Below are 19242 nucleotides of genomic sequence, written 5' to 3'. Positions count from 1 at the left end.
ATTACTAATAAAAGATTAATAAGCTGATTAATTTTCTAAGGAGTGTGAGAATTATTCAGTCAAAGAGGGTAACAATATTATGGCTGACGATATCGAACGCGAGTCACTTTACTATCATCGCATGGATCCACCTGGTAAATTGCAAGTCGTTGCAACGAAACCATTAGCAAACCAACGTGATTTGAGTTTGGCGTATTCTCCGGGGGTGGCCGCAGCATGTCGTTTGATTGAGGACGACCAGAAAGAAGCCGCGGCTGTAACGATGCGCGGTAACCTGATTGGTGTGGTATCTAATGGGACAGCTGTTTTAGGGTTGGGAAATATTGGGCCCTTAGCGTCAAAACCTGTCATGGAAGGAAAGGCAGCTCTCTTTAAGAAGTTCGCCGGTATTGATGTATTTGATGTTGAATTAGCGGAAACAGAAGTTGAAAAGTTCTGTGATATCGTGGCGGCGATGGAGCCGACATTCGGAGGCATCAATCTGGAAGATATTAAAGCGCCGGAATGTTTTGAAATTGAGAAACGCCTAAAAGAACGGATGAATATTCCTGTCTTCCATGATGACCAACATGGTACAGCGATTATCGTAGCCGCGGCGATCTATAATGGCTTGGATGTTGTCGGCAAAAAATTCGAAGATGTGAAAATTGTATGTTCCGGTGCAGGGGCAGCAGCTTTGGCATGTTTGAATATGCTGGTAAGCATGGGTGCTAAGAAAGAAAATATCACTGTATGCGATATTGTTGGTGTGGTTTATGAAGGGCGTACCGAAGAAATGGACCCTTATAAAGGGGCATTTGCGCAGAAAACAAATGGTCGCAGTTTAGATGATGTCATTGATGGGGCGGATGTGTTCTTAGGTTTATCTGCACCAGGTGTTTTGAAGCCTGAGATGGTTAAGAAAATGGCCAAAGATCCATTGGTTATGGCTTTGGCGAATCCAACACCGGAAATTTTACCGGAACTGGCGATGGAAGCGCGCCCCGATGCAATCTGTGGAACCGGGCGATCTGATTATCCTAACCAAGTAAACAACGTGCTTTGTTTTCCATTTATTTTCCGTGGGGCGCTGGATGTTGGTGCGACAGAAATCAATGAGGCTATGAAGGTAGCCTGTGTGAAGGCAATTGCACAATTGGCCCGCCGTGAAACATCAGATGTGGTGGATAGCGCTTATGGTGGCGCTGTGAAAGGATTTGGCAAGGATTATTTAATCCCGAAACCTTTTGACCCAAGGCTGATTTTGGAAGTCGCTCCTGCTGTTGCAAAGGCGGCGATGGTATCTGGTGTCGCAACGCGTCCGATTGAGGATTTTGAAGCTTATATGCAAAAACTTCGAGAATTCGTTTACCGTTCTGGCACTGTGATGAAGCCGATCTTCGATCGTGCGATTTCTAATCCAAAGCGTATTGTTTATGCAGAAGGTGAAGAAGAAAAAGTATTACGTGCTATTCAGGTTGTTGTTGATGACCGCATTGCCAAACCTGTTTTGATTGGTCGACGTGATGTGGTGATCAATCGTATTAATAAATTAGGGTTACGCCTAAATGTGGATACAGATTTTGAACTTTGTGATCCGCAAGATGATCCACGTTATCGCGAATATTGGCAGATGTATCATGAAATTATGGGACGTCAGGGAATGACGCCTGAATTTTCCAAAGTGGTAATGCGTACTCGAAATACTGCGATTGCAGCTATTATGCTCAAACGTGGTGAGGTGGACGCCATGATTTGTGGAACATCTGGGCAGTATGACAAACATCAGCGCCATGTGCGCCAGATTATCGGTGTACGAGATGATGTACATGACATGTCAACAATTAATATGTTGGTCTTACAATCTGGCGTATATTTTATTGCGGATACGCATATCACAGTGGAGCCAGGGATTGATGATCTTGTGGAAACGGCAGTGATGACTGCGGATGTGGTGCGTCAATTTGGTATTACGCCAAAAGTTGCGATGTTAAGCCATTCAAACTTTGGTTCTTCAGATCATCCGACCGCCAAAAAAATGCGGGATGCAACAAATCAACTGCATTGTGAATACCCGGATTTGATGGTGGAAGGTGAGATGCACGCAGACACGGCACTTGACCCTTTTCTACGGGATGCGATTTTGCCGAGTAACCGAATGGAAGGTCGCGCAAATATTTTAATTGCACCGACACTCGATGCCGCAAATATTTCATATAATATGGTTAAGATGCTAGGAGATGGTTTGTCTGTTGGGCCAATGTTGGTTGGTGCCGCGAAGCCTGTTCATATTGTTACGCCTTCTTTGACACCAAGGGGAATCGTGAATATGACCGCCATTGCGGTGGTTGATGCACAGAATTTTGCCGAAAAATAATAACCTCATTTAAGAGATTAAGAAAAAGACAGGATCACTTAGGAAGCAGGAGGGTGCGCTTTATGTCCGAAGCAGCTGAAAAACTTGAGCTTGATGAAGATGCATTAGATGAGCTTTATGGATTATCTGATGAGCTTGTCGCGCAAGTTGAAGATGCTTTGGAAGAAGGTGAACCTGCGGAGAAAATTCAAGATCTTATTGATCCCTTGCATGTAGCGGATGTCGCCGATTTGCTGGAACAATTAAGTTCCAGCGATCGTGATGATTTCGTTGAGTTGGTTGGGGACTCACTTGATCCAGAAGTCTGGGTGCATTTGGATGACAATGTCCGTGAAGATATGGTCGAAGACCTCGACACGGACCAGATGGTTGAGATCGTTAACGAACTTGATTCCGATGATGCGATTGAATTTATTGAAGATTTGGATGAGGCTGAGCAGCAAGAAGTCCTAGAGGCTATTCCTGCGGATGATCGTGCGATCCTTGAACAAAGCCTGTCTTTCCCGGAAGATTCCGCTGGACGATTGATGCAGCGCGAGGTGGTGACCGTGCCAAGTTTCTGGAGTGTCGGTCAAACCATCGATTATATGCGTGATGAAGAAATCGAATTACCTGATGATTTTTACAATATCGTCGTCATTGATCCGAGCCACAAACCTGTTGGGATTGTAAAACTTTCCAAATTGTTACGTACCAATCGAGATAAATTAGTCACTGAACTAATGTGGGAAGATGTGAAGGTCGTCCCAGTGACGATGGATCAGGAAGATGTGGCTTTCTTATTCAGACAATATGCGTTGGTTGAAACACCCGTTGTTGATGATACTGGGCGTTTGGTTGGTATTATCACGGTTGATGATATCGTCGAAGTTCTCGATGAAGAGCATGAAGAAGATATTTTGAAAATGGGTGGCGTAAAGGAAGATGACCTTTATTCTGACGTTGTTGAAACCACCCGTCTTCGTTTTTCCTGGTTGCTTGTGAATCTTTTAACCGCAGTTATTGCTTCAATCGTTATTTCCTTATTCGAAGAGACTTTAGAGCAGTTAGTGGCACTTGCGATCTTGATGCCGATTGTGGCTTCTATGGGCGGAAATGCGGGGACACAAACATTAACCGTTGCTGTACGTGCGCTTGCCACTAATGAATTAACAACCTCCAATGCATTTCGTGTTGTCTGGAAAGAAGTATTGGTTGGTGGTGTAAATGGTATCTTGTTTGCCATTCTTATGGGCGGTTTGGCTTGGGCTTGGTTTAATGATCTTGCGCTAGGGTTGGTGATCGCTTCTGCGATGATTATCAATATGTTGGCGGCCGGTATGGCGGGTACATTAATCCCGATAGGGCTTGAAAAGGTTGGAAAAGATCCGGCGATTGCGTCTACTGTCTTCTTGACCACCATTACTGATGTAGTCGGTTTTCTCTCTTTCCTTGGGCTTTCAGCTTGGGTGCTTTTATAGACCTATAATGTCTGGTTGATATCCCGCATGTAATACGTTTGCACTAGGTACTGGTGTTAACATTTCAAGTTTTCCGTTTGAGTGAATATCAATCGAGTTTTCATATCCTTCCCATGTCCACGGATGAAGTTGTGAACCCCATTTCAAATGAGGTTGCCCCATATACATAAGGAAGCATCCATTTGGGATATCTTGGAAGGGAAGGTTTATTGTAACCTGTTGGCGTGAGTGACTTACGACACGTTTTGAATGAAGTATATGGTCCATCTCACCTGCTTTTGCCTGTTCGGCGAAGGCCTGCTTCCAGTATCTTTGATAGTCATTGAACCGTTTTCTTTGGCATTCTGCACAGGGGCGATGACCTGCTGCTAATGCTGTTGCTTCGTCATAAAAGAATAGTTCTGTATATCTGTTCGGCGTCATCACTCGACGTTGGCGTTTCTTGAAATCTAAAACACAAATAATCCAAGCCTTATGCTTCCATCGGGCTATACCTAGTTCTTTTGAATCATTATGCAAAATACCGCGATTACCCATATAGTGACCACGTGCATTCGATGACGTAATTTCTGATGTGGGGATGACACGATTTTGTAGGGGCATTTTACATTCTCATAAGTTAACTTGATGCAATCTTAACTTATATAATTATGGATTGGGGAGATATTCTTAGTGTCGCTGTAAGAAAATACTTTACGTTTACGTAAAGGTAAACTAATCTGAATTTCGATTTTGATAATGATTGCCATCTCTTTTGTCTGAGTTGGTTCTATTAGGAATAGCATAGATGTCGCATGATAATTCTACAAAAGAATATTCAATTAGTGATTTAGCTGAAGAGTTTGACGTGACCACACGTACGATCCGTTTCTATGAAGATAAAGGGATGATCCATCCTGAACGGCGGGGGCAGACCCGTGTGTTTCTGGCGCGTGATCGGGTACGCTTGAAATTGATTTTACGCGGAAAACGACTTGGTTTCACCTTGAAAGAGATTTGTGAAATCATTGATATGTATGATGATGTCGCAGGGGAGAAAGGGCAGCTTAATCTCTTGCTTGAGAAAATAAAGATACGTCGTACTGAATTAGAAGAAAAAAGACGTGATTTAGATGCCGCAGAACAAGAGCTTATTGAAGTTGAAGGACGTATTTCTGCGAGAATGAAAGAACTCGGCCTTTCGTAATTATAGCTTTGTGGGGAGTTTGAGAGATGGAGCCGCGTAATCCGGCATTTAAGACACGAGTTGCGGATAGTTTTAAACGTCAAAAATTTATGAGTACGATTGGCGCTAAGCTTGGTACTGTCGAGCCGGGATATGCAGAAATTGAGTTGCCTTTTGATGAGGCGTTGTCACAGCAACATGGTTTCTTCCATGGTGGCGTGATTGGCACCTTGGGAGATAATTGTTGCGGATATGCCAGTTTCTCTTTGATGGCAGAAACTGATTCTGTCCTTACTGTTGAATTCAAAGTGAACTTGATGGCACCAGGGCAGGGGGAAAAATTGATTGGCAAAGGGCGCGTGATTAAGCCCGGCAAAACATTAATGGTATCTCAAGCAGATATCTATGCGGTCCAAAATGGGACTGAAAAGCTAATAGCCACTACATTGGCAACCATGATGGTGATGAAAAATATGCCCGACACAGCCGAAGTATCAGGTTAAGTCGATAGATTTATTAATAAGGAGCAGACTAATGATTCCTAACTCTTATCCGGGATTGAATTTTGATTTGGGCGAAACCGCCGATATGTTACGTGACACAGTCCGCAGTTTCGCCTCTGACGAGATAGCACCGCGTGCCGCAGAAATTGATTCTTCTAACGAGTTCCCAGCAGATTTATGGAAGAAGATGGGGGATCTTGGTCTATTAGGAATGACGGCAAGCGAAGAATATGGCGGATCGGGTATGGGCTATCTTGAACATGTGATAGCTATGGAAGAAATCTCCCGTGCGTCTGCATCTGTTGGATTAAGCTATGGCGCGCATTCTAATCTTTGTGTGAACCAAATCCATCGCAATGGTAGCGAAGAGCAAAAGAAAAAATACTTACCGAAATTGATCTCTGGCGATCATGTTGGTGCTTTGGCAATGTCTGAGCCCGGTGCAGGGTCTGACGTGGTATCTATGCGCATGAAAGCAGAGAAAAAAGGTGATCGCTATATCCTTAATGGATCAAAGATGTGGATCACCAATGGACCAGATGCGGATACATTGGTTGTTTATGCGAAAACAGATGCAGACGCGGGTAAGCGTGGCATTACCACTTTTATCATTGAGAAGGACTTTAAAGGTTTCTCAATCGCTCAAAAACTAGACAAGCTTGGTATGCGTGGTTCTAACACGGGTGAGTTGGTTTTCGAAGATTGTGAAGTGCCAGAAGAAAACGTACTTGGAGGAATCGGACGCGGTGTGAATGTTTTAATGTCGGGTCTGGATTATGAACGTGCGGTTCTTTCAGGTGGTCCCACCGGTATTATGCAAGCCTGCATGGATGTCGTGATTCCCTATATTCATGATCGCAAACAATTCGGCAAATCTATTGGGGAATTCCAACTGATGCAGGGCAAAATTGCCGACATGTATACAATCATGAATGCAGCGAAATCCTATGTTTATACTGTGGCGAAGGCGTGCGATCGTGGTGAGACATCACGTAAGGATGCAGCAGGCGCGATTTTATATTCTGCGGAAAAAGCGACATGGATGGCTTTGGAGGCAATTCAAGTATTAGGCGGTATGGGGTATATTAATGAATCCCCAACAGGGCGCTTGTTGCGCGATGCCAAACTCTATGAGATCGGCGCGGGAACCAGTGAAATTCGTCGTATGTTAATCGGACGTGAAATTTTCGAAGAAACAAAGTGATCTCGTTCGACTTTCAGATTATGATGCAGGGCCGCAGCAGTTTTTGCTGTGGCCTTTTGTTTTGATATTTGGGGATAGAAAATGGTCGAAAAAATTTCATCCGGATCGACATATGAAGAATTAGCGGGATATTCCCGGGCTGTTGTGGATGGTGATATGATCTATGTATCGGGAACGACAGGGATGGATTATTCTAATATGACGTTATCCGATGATGTAGCAGAACAAACGCATCAAACTTTTAGAAATATCCAACAGGTTTTACAGCAGGCAGGTAGCAGCTTGGATGATGTATTGCGTGTTCAATATACAATCACTGAAGCAAGCTATTTTGAACAAGTTGCCCCTATCTGGGGGAGCTATTTTGCGAATGCGCGCCCTGCCGCAACTTGTGTGGTGGCTGGTCTTATTAATCCGCAAATGAAAATAGAAATCGAAGTGACCGCACGTAAGGGCGCAGCTGAATAATAAAAACAACAAAGATAACAGCTTAGGGAAGGTAGAGAGATGCCAACGATATTGTTAACAGGGGCCAATCGCGGGATTGGTAAGGCTTTGGCAGAGACATATGTGGCTGATGGATGGGATGTGATAGGGACATGTCGTGATACATCCAATGTTAATATAAAAGGTGTGCAATTTTATCCATTGGAAGTAACAGAAGAAGATTCGATTGAGCAGCTTAAACAGGTTCTAGCTGGGCATCCAATCGATATTCTATGGAATAATGCCGGAGTGTATCTGGACAGGGGAAAGAAATTAGACCAGTTAACAAACAAACAGTGGTTGGAAACATTCCATATAAATACAATTGCCCCAATACGTTTGGCATCTGCCTTTATGGGTAATGTCGAAAAATCAGAAAGAAAAGTAATGGCCTTCACATCATCGCAAATGGGGTCGATTACACGTAATGGAGGGGGGGCTTATGCATATCGTTCCTCCAAGAGTGCATTAAATATGGCTGTTAATTGTTTGTCTCAAGAAGTTGAAGCTAGTGGCACGTCTTGTGTGGTGTTACATCCGGGATGGGTGCAAACGGATATGGGAGGATCCGAAGCGGATATTACTGTTGAAACAAGTGCGATGGGGATGAAAAACGTGGTTGATCCTATCGGCCCTGAACGACAAAACAGCTATAATGGTTTATTCTTTAATTATGATGGATCGCAAATTCCCTGGTAAGGTATGATATGTGTAAAGTGATTGATTTTTATTATGAATTTTCTTCTCCTTATGGGTATTTGGCGGCGATGAAAGTGGAAGAAATTGCCTCTAAACATAAGGTCGACATTCACTGGAAACCTTTTTTACTAGGGGCTGTCTTCAAGCAAGTGGGGACTAAGCCGCTTTTGGATTATCCTGTTAAAGGGGAATATTCATTAAAGGATATGTATAGAACCGCACGCTTTTATAATATTCCTTTTGAAATGCCGAAATCTTTTCCGTTTATGGCCGTTAATGCATGTCGTTTGATTATTTGGGCTGCAGGCGATGATCATGAAAAGCGTGCTGAGCTCTCTAAGGCCATCTATAAAGCTTGTTATGAAGACGGTCGGGTGATCAGTGATAAGGAAGTTCTATTGGATATTGCTGAAGAATATGGTTATACGCGTGATGAGGCTGAAGTCGGTATTTCTTCTGATCAAATCAAAGCAAAGCTAAAACAGGAAGTCGAAGAAGGCGTAAAGGCGCAAGTTTTTGGCTCACCTTTTTTTGTTGTTGATGGAGAAGCCTTTTGGGGGTTGGATCGTTTAGACCATCTGGATCAATGGCTTGAAACGGGTGGGTGGTAAAAAGTAGGCGTTCTTTCAATCAAAAGAACGCCTTCATTTATTAGGTCAGATCTTGTGTCTGTATCACCTGACAAAATTCATTATGTAAATCAGATAAACAAATATCATGAATGAGTTGCGCTTTGAATTCTTGCCCATCAGGACCAATTCGGTCAAATGTTGCACAGGCATCACCTACTAATTTGACATCAAATCCTAAGTTACCAGCCATCCGTGTGGAAGTGGAGACACAATGATTTGTGGTCAGGCCCGATATAACAAGTTTCTGGATATTCAGGCGACGTAAGGAAACTTCCAGATGGGTGCCAACAAAAATAGAGTTTTCTCTTTTGTGCATCAATGTCTCGTTTTCAAGAGGTACAAGCGGTTGAATGATTTGACCGGACGGTTTCTCTTTCCTAAGCGTGCTTTCAGGAATGGTACTGTGATGAATAACATGAAAAACAGGTAGGTTGCTCTTACGCCAGTGGGATAATAGCAAAGTTGCGTTTTTTTCCGCGTCTGGATTATTACGATTGCCACCCCAGTGATCCCAGTCGTTAAATCCCTCTTGCCAGTCAATGAGGATAAGGGCGGTATTTGCTTCTACTTTAGACATATTATTTAATCTTTCTTGTGATTAAGTTGATGTCCGTTATGATCTTTAAATTGGGCAATTTGCTCAATATTTCAAAACCACTTAAAATCGCCTGAAATAGTCGATTCCACTATTGCAATAGTTGAACCACATATGTCGCAAAACCATCTTGATGACCGTGACCTCAGAATCCTTGATTTGTTAGAAATCAATGCACGTATGCCAGTCAGTGAATTGGCCCGTGAAGTGAGCCTATCACCTACGGCTATTCGGCAACGGTTAGCAAAACTAGAGAAAAACGGTGATATCGCTGGTTATACAATCCGACGTGCAAATAAGAAGGATAAAAGCGACTTACGAGTATTGATGCTTTTACGGCTGACAGGATCATTTTGTAAGCAGTTAAAAGCGGAATTTGGGCATGTGCCAGAGATCAAAAAGTTTTGGTCAACTGCCGGGGAGCTGGATTCTTCCTTGATCCTCGAAGTGTCTGATGTTGGTCGCCTAACGGAAATTACCAATATGTTCAGCGATCACGAACTGGTCACAAAAGTACAAACACATCTTATTACAGAAACGCATATTGATCGTTAAATCCTTTAGGCCTTATCGCGTCTGTAATGTTTTTCAAGAACTTCCTTACCCCATGTCATACTTGGAAATTCATCAGTCAGTTTAAATTCAAAATCTTCATAAAGTTTGATGGCTGCATCTAGGCCGGCAAATGTACTTAAGGTAACAGTTTTAAAGCCTTCTCTATCGCAATAATCCATGGCTGCTTTCATAAGGCGTCGACCCATACCATAACCATGATATGCCTCTTCAGCGATAAACCAACGCAAGTGGGCCTTGCCATTTTTGTGATCTACATCTTCAATAGTGATACTTGCGACCAATAAATCTCCTTTGTCACCGTCCAAATAGGACCAGACCTGCGTTTTGGTATTCTGCATATTGCAAAATAATTCGCCTGTTTCAGCGGCAATAGCGGCCTCAAAATTAACGTCAAATCCTGCGTGTTTTGTATAATAAACCCCATGCAACTTTGCGATTTGACCAATGAGGCCAGGAAAATAACCTGTTACAAGATGCATTTTAGAGACCTTTGGCTGGATTTTTGATGAGGAGAGAGCGGACGCATAGATATTTAATCCATCAATTATTTTCTGGATATCTTCCTTGGGCAATTGATTGATAGCGTTTGATACTTGATTGCGACCGAATTCACAAATTTGATTATATATCTTTTGGCCTTCATCGGTTAAGGTAAGTTCCTTTTTTCTGCCATCATGCTTAGCACGCTTTTCTATCACATAGCCTTGAGTAAAGAGTTTTTGAATAAGTCTACTGACGGAGGACTTATCCAATTTTAAGATATTTGATAAATCTTTAGCTGTCAGATTTTCAGATAATCCAATCTCAATAATACTATGTGTTGCGGACGGAGATAAAGTTGTGCCTGCCAAGGTACGGCGCATGAAACCAAGCTCTCTAACCAAGGCGCGTGACTGTGATCTGATTTCATCTATCTTCAAAAGCTTTGTCATTATGAAACTCCCATATAGTTGTATAATGCAACTATATGGGAGAGGATATCAAGTGGAATGATTTTTCATTTTAGGTAAAAACCATGAAAGTAAGAAGATAGCGCTTGCAGAAAAGGCTAAGAGGTAAAAGAGTTTATCGAAGCCCCAAGTCTCGTGAATATAACCAACTAAAGGTAAGGTGAGTGCTAGAACGCTAAAGGAAACAACATAGCGCAGGCCATATACACGTGCACGATTCTCTCCTTTTGATGACTGGCCAACTAGATAATCCATAATCGGAATGTCACCGAAGGTACCGATCATGAAGCCAAGTGTAATCCAGAAAACAATACTGCCTTCTGTGACAAGCATTAAACCAAAGAAGGTGATTTGGATGAGCGAAACGCATGCAAGGATGTATTTTGCTTCTACCTTATCAAGCATGTATCCAACAATCAGTTGGGCCAGAGAGGCGACTGTAAACACGATAAAAGCGAGAGAACCGATAAGACTTGTGCCAAGTTCAATTCCAATGAAATTATAAGTGACTTGGTTTACTTCAGTTGCGAGAAAGGATAGTCGCTCCTCCATAATTTTTGGCAGTGCATAGGTTGTCGCTTGGAAGATAAGTGAGCCAATAGCAGCTAGTAAAAAGATAATAATTGTAATTTTAAATAAGTCGTCTCTGTTAAAAGATAAACTTATTTCGATGGAAGAGGTCTTAGGTTCCATTCGTTTATTGATATACGGAAGACGATGATAGGCATATATCAATCCTATTATTATAGAAAATATGCCAGGCAAAATGAAGGCCATGCGCCAACCAAGAATATCAACGATGAGAGCTGTTATGACTGCGGCACAGGCCACGCCAAGATTGCCCCAAACGCCATTGATGGCGATGCGCATGCCTGTCTTGTCCCATACGGTTGTAACTATTGCTAGGCCTACAGGATGATAGATCGCGGCAAAGGCACCAATAACAAATAATCCGAGGCCAATTTCGAGCGGATTATGCGCAAAGCCTGTTAGGATGGAGGTTAGCCCAATCCCCAAAAAGAAGAGTGTCATCATGCCATCATATGACCAGCGATCGGCAAGCCAACCTGCGGGCAGTGAAAATAAACCGAATGCAAAGAATCCCGGTGTTGCATATAGCAATAAATCTGCATAACTAACTTGCCATTCATAGACGAGGACAAGTGCAGCTAAGGTGCCGAAGATCAATGTGAAGTAATGGTCAAGGAAATGGCCAATATTCAAGAGCAAAAAGTAATTTTTCGTAGAGGATGTCATCTGAAGTCTCATATCAAGATCGGTTTTAGATGACATTTAATTAGCATTGACGTATTTTATATGTATTGTCATATAGTGTAGAATTTAGGACATGAACCTACAAAACCAACATATTAATGAAACTGGCTTGTTAGAGTTACCGCAGGCTTTGGTGGCTTGGGCGCGGGATTATGCGGATGGTGTAGAAATTGAATTGCATCATCATAGTAAAACTCAATTATTATATGCATCTTCCGGTGTGATGAGGTTGCTCGCCGGTGATCAGGCTTGGATTGTGCCACAAAATACGGCTGTTCTTATTCCAGCCTATTTAGATCATGCCATCTTGATGCATGGGGATGTAGAGATGCGTAGTATCTATTTAAGTGATGCGCTACCACGTGCCAATTCAAGTGGTATTGAAGTGGTTGCTGTTTCACCTTTGATGCGTGAATTGATACTTGCGCTTTGTAATGAGCCCATTGTGATCCAGCCGGAAAGTCGGGGCGCACTTCTATCAAAACTATTGTTTGATGAATTATCGCGGATGGAAGAGTTATCTTTAAACATTCCGATGCCTCGAGAATTCCGTCTTCAAAAAATCTGCAGTTTGATTTTAGAGAATCCATCTAATCAAGATACGTTGGAGCTGTGGTCAGAGAAGATTGGCGCTTCTTCTAGGACGATTTCAAGACTTTTTGTGAAAGATATTGGTATTTCATTTGGGCGTTGGCGGCAGTTGGTTCGATTTCATCATGCAATGGAAGAACTTTCAAAAGGTGAAGCTGTAAAAGTGGTCGCAGCGAAATGTGGGTATGGAAGTGCAAGTGCCTTTACCTATGCTTTCCATAGGGAGATGGGGATTAATCCTTCCTCTCTTTTATCTGATTAGTAGATGTCAGAAACCTTTTTACTTAAATTGACGTTTACGTAAACGTCAACTGATGTTATAAGAATGCAAATGATGCAGGAGAGGTTGTATGCGACTCTTTTCGGATGTTGGTGAAGAGTTGTGATACGTTGCCTAAGAAGTTGTTTCTAATGAGGGATCATGTGGGATAACCCTGTAATTTAAACCTGTGATGATAAAGCCGAGGAAACGAGCATGAGCGGGATGACAGCGCCATATATTGAATCCAAACTGGATTTGAAGTCAGATGATTTTGCTGCCAATAAAAAAGCGATGATGGAAACAGTTGCTGACCTTCAAGATAAGGTGGCGATGATTAAGCAAGGTGGCGGCGAAAAGGCCCGTGATCGTCATGTTGGTCGCGGCAAGCTGTTACCGCGCGATCGTGTGCGCAATTTACTGGATCCGGGATCTCCGTTTTTAGAGCTATCTCAATTAGCTGCTTATGAGATGTATGATGCAAATATTGCAAGTGCTGGGATTATTGCAGGTGTTGGTCGTGTGGCAGGTCGTGAATGTATGATCGTTGCCAATGACGCTACTGTCAAAGGCGGTACTTATTTCCCGATGACCGTGAAAAAACATTTACGGGCGCAAGAAATAGCAGAGCAGAACCATTTACCATGTATTTATTTGGTTGATTCTGGTGGTGCGAATTTGCCTAACCAAGATGAAGTATTTCCGGATCGTGATCATTTTGGACGTATCTTTTTTAATCAGGCAAATATGTCTGCCAAAGGTATCCCGCAAATCGCAGTGGTAATGGGATCATGCACAGCGGGTGGTGCTTATGTGCCTGCCATGTGTGATGAAAGCATTATTGTAAAGGAACAAGGCACAATTTTCTTGGGAGGGCCACCATTGGTCAAGGCAGCAACGGGAGAGGTGGTTTCTGCCGAAGACCTTGGTGGCGCGGATGTGCATTGCCGTGTATCTGGCGTGGCAGATCATTATGCCCGTGATGACGCGCATGCCTTATCAATCGCCCGTCGTGTTGTGAGTAATCTCAATAAAAAGAAAGATGTCTTTCTTGATGTGCGTGAACCGAAAGATCCGCTTTATGCATCAGAGGAATTATATGGTGTGATCCCTGCTGATTCGCGTAAGCCATTTGACGTACGTGAAATTATTGCGCGTATTGTGGACGGCTCTGAATTTGACGAGTTTAAAGCGTTATACGGCACAACATTAGTTTGTGGTTTTGCGCATATCTGGGGTTATCCAGTAGGGATCATTGCCAATAATGGTATTTTGTTTTCTGAATCTGCACAAAAAGGAGCGCATTTCATTGAGCTTTGTACGCAGCGTAATATCCCGCTTGTTTTCTTACAAAACATCACGGGCTTTATGGTCGGACAGAAATATGAGTCTGGTGGTATCGCCAAAGATGGCGCGAAATTGGTGACGGCTGTTGCGACAACCCATGTGCCGAAATTCACGATTCTAATTGGCGGTTCTTTTGGGGCAGGTAATTATGGTATGTGTGGGCGTGCTTACAGCCCGCGTTTCTTATGGATGTGGCCAAATGCGCGTATTTCCGTCATGGGCGGTGAACAGGCGGCAAGCGTTTTGGCGACTGTAAAAGAAGATGGTATGGCCCGTACGGGTGAAACTTGGACTGATGAAGAACGAGAAGCTTTTATGGACCCGGTTCGTGCGCAATATGAACATCAAGGTCATCCTTATTATGCGTCGGCCCGTTTATGGGATGATGGTGTGATTGATCCAAAAGATACACGTATGGTTCTTGGTCTTGGTTTGTCTGCAAGTATGAATGCACCATTGGCGGATCAACGCTTCGGCATCTTCCGTATGTAAGGGGGCAGGATATGTCACAATTTTCTGTAACCAAAAATGGTTTAGTTGCGCGCGTTACCCTAACCAATGCTGATAAACATAATGCATTTGATGACGCGTTAATTACGGGCCTTACAACAGCATTTGATGAGTTAGCTGTGGACGATACTGTTCGGGTGATTGTTTTGCAGTCAGAAGGAAAGAGCTTCTCTGCCGGGGCTGATCTGAACTGGATGAAGCGAATGGCTGCTTACAGTCATGAAGAAAACTTCAATGATGCGATGGCGCTAGCAGGTTTGTTAAAATCCATCAACTTCAATCCAAAGCCAGTGATTGGGAAAATTCAAGGCGCCGCTTTTGGCGGTGGTGTTGGGTTGGTGGCTTGTTGCGATATTGCGATTGCCAGTGAATATGCAAGTTTCTGTCTTTCTGAAGTGAAACTGGGCCTAACGCCAGCGACTATCAGCCCATATGTGGTTGCAGCTATGGGGCAACAAGCTGCGCGTCGTTATTTCCTGACTGCGGAACGTTTTAAGGTTGAGGAAGCTTTACGTCTGGGCTTGGTACATGAAGTCGTCTCTGCTGACGCGCTGGATAGCAAAGTAGATGAGATTATTGATACGTTGCTAAAAAATAGCCCGGCAGCAATGACTGCAGGCAAAGACTTAATTTTTGCTGTGGATCGTCCAGTAACTTCGGATGTGATTAAGGATACGGCATCCCGTATCGCAGATATTCGTTCAAGTGAAGAGGGGCAAGAAGGTTTAACCTCCTTCCTTGAAAAGAGAAAACCGCGTTGGTTGGAAGACTATGAGGGTGAGGGAGCCTGATCATGTTTACAAAAGTATTGATTGCAAATCGTGGCGAAATTGCTGTTCGTGTTATCAAAACCGCGCGTGAAATGGGTATTGCTTCCGTGGCGGTTTATTCTGATGCAGATGCCAATGCGATGCATGTGGCAATGGCGGATGAAGCGGTTCATCTTGGTCCTGCACCTGCCCGTGAAAGTTATTTGATTGGTGAAAAGGTTATTCAGGCTGCCCTTGATACTGGGGCAGAGGCAATCCATCCCGGCTATGGTTTCTTGTCTGAGAATGCTGAATTTGCCGATGCGGTTGAAGCTGCTGGTCTGATTTTTATTGGTCCAACGGCTGATGCAATTCGCGCTATGGGTTCTAAATCTGCGGCGAAAGAATTAATGGGTGGTGCGTCTGTGCCGTTAGTGCCGGGCTATCATGGTGATAATCAAGATGCAGATTTCCTGAAATCTGAAGCGGATAAAATCGGCTATCCTGTTTTGATTAAAGCATCCGCAGGTGGCGGTGGTAAAGGTATGCGCCTAGTTGAGAAAACCGAAGACTTCCTAGATGCATTGGATAGTTGTAAACGTGAGGCGATTTCCTCTTTCGGGGATGATTTGGTATTGATTGAGAAATTCGTAACCAACCCACGTCATATTGAGATGCAGGTTTTTGCGGACGAACATGGCAATGCGGTTCACTTATTTGAACGTGATTGTTCTATTCAACGTCGCCATCAAAAGGTGATTGAAGAAGCGCCAGCTCCGGGTTTGCCTGCCGATCTTCAGGCGGAAATGGGTAAGGCAGCAGTAGCTGCGGCCAAGGCTATTCAATATCGTGGCGCGGGGACCATCGAATTTATCGCAGATTGTGAAGATGACGGTACGCCACGCGGTTTCTATTTTATGGAAATGAATACCCGCCTACAGGTGGAGCATCCGGTAACTGAAATGATCACTGGTCAGGATTTAGTTTCGTGGCAGTTTAAAGTAGCATCCGGTGAAGAGCTTCCGTTGACGCAAGAAGATCTATCAATCAATGGTCATTCCATGGAAGTACGTCTTTATGCTGAAGATCCGGATGGTGGTTTCTTACCTGCTATCGGTCATTTGGATTATCTTGAATTACCAGAAGATATCGCCCGTATTGATACAGGTGTGCGTACTGGTGATGATGTATCCATGCATTATGACCCGATGATTGCCAAAATTATTGTGCATGGGGAAGATCGTGATGCGGCAATCCGTAAGCTTGCTCAAGCCTTGGCAAATTCTAAAATCTCCGGCGTGACAACCAATCGAGACTTCTTAGGCAAGATTTTAGAAGAGCAAGCCTTTCAAATTGCAAAACTGGATACAGGCTTTATCGAACGTTATGAAGAAAGTCTGTTGCCGGATCGTAGCAAGGAAGAAGAAGCGGCAGCACGTATCGCTATGTTGGCCATGATGCTGGAACGTGAAATTGATGCGGATATTGACAATGCCAATACTGACGATCCTTGGTCCCCATGGGCATCAACGGATCATTGGCGTTTGAATGATATTGCACATAGCGACGCGATTCTTAAGGGCAAAAATGCTGAGTTTAAGTTAGCAGCAATGCCACGTGATGGCGGTTTCGATATTGCCCTAAATGATGAAATCGAATGGTTGTCTGGCGATTATGTGGATGATGTGACATTAGCAATCACCAATGGTGACTGGAAAGGAAAAGTTTCAGTCATTGTAGCAGAAGATACCTTCACCGTTATTACAGAAGGCGGAAGCTATCCAATCACTCTATTTGATCCTGTGGCTGCAGCATCACAAGATGAAGGCGGTTCCGATCGCCTTGCAGCGCCGATGCCGGGTAAAGTGACAGCGGTTCATGCATCTAATGGTGATGATGTGGAAGAAGGACAGTTGTTGATGGTGCTTGAAGCCATGAAGATGGAGCATTCTATATTGGCACCCCATGCAGGTAAAATTGACTCCATCCGTTTTGGTGAAGGGGATCAGGTTGCAGATGGCGATGTCCTGGTGACCTTTTTGGAGGAATAAGAAATGTCTTTGCCTAAATCTGTAAAGCTTGTTGAGGTTGGACCACGTGATGGTCTGCAAAATGAAAAGGCCATGGTAACAACAGCCGATAAAGTGGAATTGGTGAATCGTCTTACCAATGCAGGCTTTCAAGCGGTAGAGGCGGGCAGCTTTGTTTCCCCGAAATGGGTGCCGCAAATGGGTGATTCTGCTGATGTATTATCTCAGATCACACGTAAAGAAGGCGTGTCTTATCCTTCACTGACCCCAAATATGCGTGGTTTTGAAACGGCCATGTCTGTGGGCGTGAAGGAAGTTGCAATTTTCGGGGCGGCTTCTGAAAGTTTCTCTCAAAAGAACATCAATTGCTCTATTGCAGAAAGTCTGGAGCGTTTTGCTCCTATTATGGAAGTTGCCAAAGAAAATGGCGTAAAGGTACGCGGTTATGTATCTTGTGTGATCGGTTGTCCTTATGAAGGCAAGATCGATTCAGCCAAAGTCACTGAAGTCTCAAAAACACTTCTTGATATGGGTTGCTATGAAATCTCTTTGGGGGACACAATTGGCGTTGGTACCCCAGAGGAGGTAAAGCGCCTCTTTGAAACTGTAAGTAAGGTTGTGCCAAATAATCAGTTGGCTGGGCATTTCCATGATACATATGGCCAAGCCTTGGCGAATATCTATGCTGCAATGCAGATGGGGATATCCGTCTTTGATTCTTCTGTTGCTGGCCTTGGAGGGTGCCCCTATGCAAAAGGGGCCTCCGGTAATGTTTCATCCGAAGATGTTGTCTATATGTTGCACGGTTGCGGCGTAAAAACAGGTATTGATTTTGAAAAACTACTTGATGCCGGGCGATTCATATCCAATGTTATTGGACGAAAACCAAACTCCCGCGTCTCAAATGCGCTCGCATAAAACACAAGATGTCGGTCTTGGGTAAAGATTAATACCAATAAAGGCGATCCATGTCTGACATATCTCGTGAAAATGCGACCATTCATCTGCGTAAGCTATGTGTAGGTATAGACTCTGTTGAACAACTTCAGGAATGGCAACATATTAACCTGCCTATACGTGGCGGCAAAATATGGCATATCACGCGTTCCTGGCCAAAACGCGCAGAAGAACTTTTAAAGGGCGGTTCACTTTTCTGGATTGTTAAAGGTTCTATGTCTGTGCGACAGCCTATCATTGGTTTTGAAGAACATCCTTCTGAAGATCCTGATGAAAAGCCAAAATGCAGAATTTTGCTTGGCCCTGAATTGGTGAAAACCCAACCATGGCCACATCGCCCATTTCAAGGATGGCGATATTTAAAGCCGGAAGAGGCACCGCCAGATATCAATATGCTGGAAAATGGTGAGACTGAGTCTATGCCAGCAGAGATGATTGCCGAATTAAAGTCTCTTGGTTTGATGTGATTCAGTCATTTAGGTAAGAAAATTTCAAAAAATAAGGCCTTCGACACTTAAAATGACGAAGGCCTTTTTGCATCTTAGGAATGAAGAAAAATAGCTAGGATTTAATGTCTAGGATTTCTGCGGGTTTTAGGAAAAAGATCATATTTTTTTCATTTTTTTGTAATTTAGGGGTTGCGCCACCCGGGAAGCAGCCGTATAAACCGCCCTGTCAGCGAGACAATGACACGGCACACAACGCCGCGACAGAGATGAACTGACCACCTCAAAAGAAAGTTCAATTTTGAACTTGCGACTTAATCGGTAAAGAGATAGGTTAAAGGTTCGCGCTGATGAACAAGGTGATTCGGCGAGGGCTTCTATCGGCGCCTGATAAAGATGCTGAGGTATGTTATTTGACAATTGCATAAGACAGGAAGGGATACGCGGGCTGT

20 protein-coding genes are annotated in these 19242 nt (G+C 43.6%); 15 read left to right on the top strand and 5 right to left on the bottom strand.

Features of this window, described 5'->3' with window-relative positions; all coding sequences use genetic code 11:
- The first annotated feature begins 79 nt into the window (after positions 1-79).
- Both E1160_RS05335 and mgtE read left to right on the top strand, forming a co-directional pair.
- The gene (locus tag E1160_RS05335) at positions 80-2356 is read left to right on the top strand and encodes an NADP-dependent malic enzyme (protein WP_155153971.1); all 2277 of its coding nucleotides are present in this window, start codon (positions 80-82) and stop codon (positions 2354-2356) included.
- Positions 2357-2418: 62 nt separating this feature from the next.
- Positions 2419-3816, top strand: coding sequence for a magnesium transporter (gene mgtE, locus E1160_RS05330; RefSeq protein WP_155153970.1), 1398 nt, complete (start codon positions 2419-2421; stop codon positions 3814-3816).
- Here mgtE and E1160_RS05325 read toward each other — a convergent pair.
- Complete coding sequence (locus E1160_RS05325; protein ID WP_155153969.1) at positions 3811-4419, bottom strand: hypothetical protein; 609 nt, start codon at positions 4417-4419, stop codon at positions 3811-3813. The genes mgtE and E1160_RS05325 overlap by 6 nt on opposite strands.
- A gap of 184 nt (positions 4420-4603) precedes the next feature.
- On the opposite strand from E1160_RS05325, the gene E1160_RS05320 reads away from it, so the two are divergent.
- The 6 genes from E1160_RS05320 to E1160_RS05295 all read left to right on the top strand — a co-directional run bounded on the left by E1160_RS05320 (position 4604) and on the right by E1160_RS05295 (position 8484).
- On the top strand, positions 4604-5002 hold the full coding sequence (locus E1160_RS05320) for a MerR family transcriptional regulator (protein ID WP_155153968.1): 399 nt from the start codon (positions 4604-4606) through the stop codon (positions 5000-5002).
- A 26-nt stretch (positions 5003-5028) separates the two neighbouring features.
- Complete coding sequence (locus E1160_RS05315) at positions 5029-5484, top strand: PaaI family thioesterase (RefSeq protein ID WP_155153967.1); 456 nt, start codon at positions 5029-5031, stop codon at positions 5482-5484.
- Positions 5485-5515: 31 nt separating this feature from the next.
- Positions 5516-6688 carry an isovaleryl-CoA dehydrogenase gene (locus E1160_RS05310; RefSeq protein ID WP_155153966.1) on the top strand — a complete coding sequence of 391 codons (1173 nt, stop codon included), beginning with the start codon at positions 5516-5518 and terminating at the stop codon, positions 6686-6688.
- An 81-nt stretch (positions 6689-6769) separates the two neighbouring features.
- Positions 6770-7156, top strand: a complete 387-nt coding sequence (locus E1160_RS05305; RefSeq protein WP_155153965.1) for a RidA family protein — start codon at positions 6770-6772, stop codon at positions 7154-7156.
- A 39-nt stretch (positions 7157-7195) separates the two neighbouring features.
- Positions 7196-7873: an SDR family oxidoreductase gene (locus tag E1160_RS05300; protein ID WP_155153964.1), complete on the top strand. Its 678-nt coding sequence runs from the start codon at positions 7196-7198 to the stop codon at positions 7871-7873.
- Between the two features lie 8 nt (positions 7874-7881).
- Positions 7882-8484 (top strand): 2-hydroxychromene-2-carboxylate isomerase, encoded by a 603-nt coding sequence (locus E1160_RS05295; protein WP_155153963.1) that lies wholly within the window; start codon positions 7882-7884, stop codon positions 8482-8484.
- 40 nt (positions 8485-8524) lie between these two features.
- On the opposite strand, the gene E1160_RS05290 is transcribed toward E1160_RS05295, so the two are convergent.
- The gene (locus tag E1160_RS05290; RefSeq protein ID WP_155153962.1) at positions 8525-9082 is read right to left on the bottom strand and encodes a cysteine hydrolase family protein; all 558 of its coding nucleotides are present in this window, start codon (positions 9080-9082) and stop codon (positions 8525-8527) included.
- Positions 9083-9214: 132 nt separating this feature from the next.
- Here E1160_RS05290 and E1160_RS05285 point away from each other — a divergent pair, with 132 nt between their 5' ends.
- Positions 9215-9655, top strand: a complete 441-nt coding sequence (locus E1160_RS05285; protein WP_155153961.1) for an Lrp/AsnC family transcriptional regulator — start codon at positions 9215-9217, stop codon at positions 9653-9655.
- Between the two features lie 5 nt (positions 9656-9660).
- Here E1160_RS05285 and E1160_RS05280 read toward each other — a convergent pair whose 3' ends face one another.
- Both E1160_RS05280 and E1160_RS05275 read right to left on the bottom strand, forming a co-directional pair.
- Positions 9661-10608, bottom strand: a complete 948-nt coding sequence (locus E1160_RS05280) for a helix-turn-helix domain-containing GNAT family N-acetyltransferase (RefSeq protein ID WP_155153960.1) — start codon at positions 10606-10608, stop codon at positions 9661-9663.
- Positions 10609-10656: 48 nt separating this feature from the next.
- Positions 10657-11883, bottom strand: a complete 1227-nt coding sequence (locus E1160_RS05275) for an MFS transporter (RefSeq protein WP_155153959.1) — start codon at positions 11881-11883, stop codon at positions 10657-10659.
- 91 nt (positions 11884-11974) lie between these two features.
- Here E1160_RS05275 and E1160_RS05270 point away from each other — a divergent pair, with 91 nt between their 5' ends.
- The 6 genes from E1160_RS05270 to E1160_RS05245 all read left to right on the top strand — a co-directional run bounded on the left by E1160_RS05270 (position 11975) and on the right by E1160_RS05245 (position 18811).
- On the top strand, positions 11975-12754 hold the full coding sequence (locus E1160_RS05270) for an AraC family transcriptional regulator (RefSeq protein WP_155153958.1): 780 nt from the start codon (positions 11975-11977) through the stop codon (positions 12752-12754).
- 213 nt (positions 12755-12967) lie between these two features.
- Complete coding sequence (locus tag E1160_RS05265) at positions 12968-14590, top strand: carboxyl transferase domain-containing protein (protein ID WP_407923887.1); 1623 nt, start codon at positions 12968-12970, stop codon at positions 14588-14590.
- Positions 14591-14601: 11 nt separating this feature from the next.
- Entirely contained in the window at positions 14602-15399 is a 798-nt protein-coding gene (locus E1160_RS05260; RefSeq protein ID WP_155153957.1) for an enoyl-CoA hydratase/isomerase family protein, read from the top strand.
- A 2-nt stretch (positions 15400-15401) separates the two neighbouring features.
- Positions 15402-17408 (top strand): acetyl/propionyl/methylcrotonyl-CoA carboxylase subunit alpha, encoded by a 2007-nt coding sequence (locus E1160_RS05255; RefSeq protein ID WP_155153956.1) that lies wholly within the window; start codon positions 15402-15404, stop codon positions 17406-17408.
- A gap of 3 nt (positions 17409-17411) precedes the next feature.
- Positions 17412-18305: a hydroxymethylglutaryl-CoA lyase gene (locus E1160_RS05250; RefSeq protein ID WP_155153955.1), complete on the top strand. Its 894-nt coding sequence runs from the start codon at positions 17412-17414 to the stop codon at positions 18303-18305.
- 50 nt (positions 18306-18355) lie between these two features.
- Positions 18356-18811: a DUF1489 family protein gene (locus E1160_RS05245; protein ID WP_155153954.1), complete on the top strand. Its 456-nt coding sequence runs from the start codon at positions 18356-18358 to the stop codon at positions 18809-18811.
- A 138-nt stretch (positions 18812-18949) separates the two neighbouring features.
- Here E1160_RS05245 and E1160_RS17085 read toward each other — a convergent pair.
- Positions 18950-19242 (bottom strand): hypothetical protein (locus E1160_RS17085; protein WP_218048729.1); only part of this gene is annotated, 293 nt, incomplete at its 5' end.

This window comes from Curvivirga aplysinae (assembly GCF_009711445.1).
GTDB lineage: Bacteria > Pseudomonadota > Alphaproteobacteria > UBA8366 > Aestuariispiraceae > Curvivirga > Curvivirga aplysinae.
Note: the sequence above shows the minus strand (reverse complement) of the source record. Positions and strands in the feature narration are given on the sequence as shown.

Coding starts and splice junctions, on each gene's coding strand:
- E1160_RS05285 (WP_155153961.1), top strand. CDS start 9,215: ATGTCGCAAAACCATCTTGATGACCGTGACCTCAGAATCCTTGATTTG.
- E1160_RS05320 (WP_155153968.1), top strand. CDS start 4,604: ATGTCGCATGATAATTCTACAAAAGAATATTCAATTAGTGATTTAGCT.
- E1160_RS05310 (WP_155153966.1), top strand. CDS start 5,516: ATGATTCCTAACTCTTATCCGGGATTGAATTTTGATTTGGGCGAAACC.
- E1160_RS05325 (WP_155153969.1), bottom strand. CDS start 4,419: ATGCCCCTACAAAATCGTGTCATCCCCACATCAGAAATTACGTCATCG.
- E1160_RS05315 (WP_155153967.1), top strand. CDS start 5,029: ATGGAGCCGCGTAATCCGGCATTTAAGACACGAGTTGCGGATAGTTTT.
- E1160_RS05290 (WP_155153962.1), bottom strand. CDS start 9,082: ATGTCTAAAGTAGAAGCAAATACCGCCCTTATCCTCATTGACTGGCAA.
- mgtE (WP_155153970.1), top strand. CDS start 2,419: ATGTCCGAAGCAGCTGAAAAACTTGAGCTTGATGAAGATGCATTAGAT.
- E1160_RS05245 (WP_155153954.1), top strand. CDS start 18,356: ATGTCTGACATATCTCGTGAAAATGCGACCATTCATCTGCGTAAGCTA.
- E1160_RS05300 (WP_155153964.1), top strand. CDS start 7,196: ATGCCAACGATATTGTTAACAGGGGCCAATCGCGGGATTGGTAAGGCT.
- E1160_RS05265 (WP_407923887.1), top strand. CDS start 12,968: ATGAGCGGGATGACAGCGCCATATATTGAATCCAAACTGGATTTGAAG.
- E1160_RS05280 (WP_155153960.1), bottom strand. CDS start 10,608: ATGACAAAGCTTTTGAAGATAGATGAAATCAGATCACAGTCACGCGCC.
- E1160_RS05335 (WP_155153971.1), top strand. CDS start 80: ATGGCTGACGATATCGAACGCGAGTCACTTTACTATCATCGCATGGAT.
- E1160_RS05250 (WP_155153955.1), top strand. CDS start 17,412: ATGTCTTTGCCTAAATCTGTAAAGCTTGTTGAGGTTGGACCACGTGAT.
- E1160_RS05295 (WP_155153963.1), top strand. CDS start 7,882: ATGTGTAAAGTGATTGATTTTTATTATGAATTTTCTTCTCCTTATGGG.
- E1160_RS05255 (WP_155153956.1), top strand. CDS start 15,402: ATGTTTACAAAAGTATTGATTGCAAATCGTGGCGAAATTGCTGTTCGT.
- E1160_RS05305 (WP_155153965.1), top strand. CDS start 6,770: ATGGTCGAAAAAATTTCATCCGGATCGACATATGAAGAATTAGCGGGA.
- E1160_RS05270 (WP_155153958.1), top strand. CDS start 11,975: ATGAACCTACAAAACCAACATATTAATGAAACTGGCTTGTTAGAGTTA.
- E1160_RS05260 (WP_155153957.1), top strand. CDS start 14,602: ATGTCACAATTTTCTGTAACCAAAAATGGTTTAGTTGCGCGCGTTACC.
- E1160_RS05275 (WP_155153959.1), bottom strand. CDS start 11,883: ATGACATCCTCTACGAAAAATTACTTTTTGCTCTTGAATATTGGCCAT.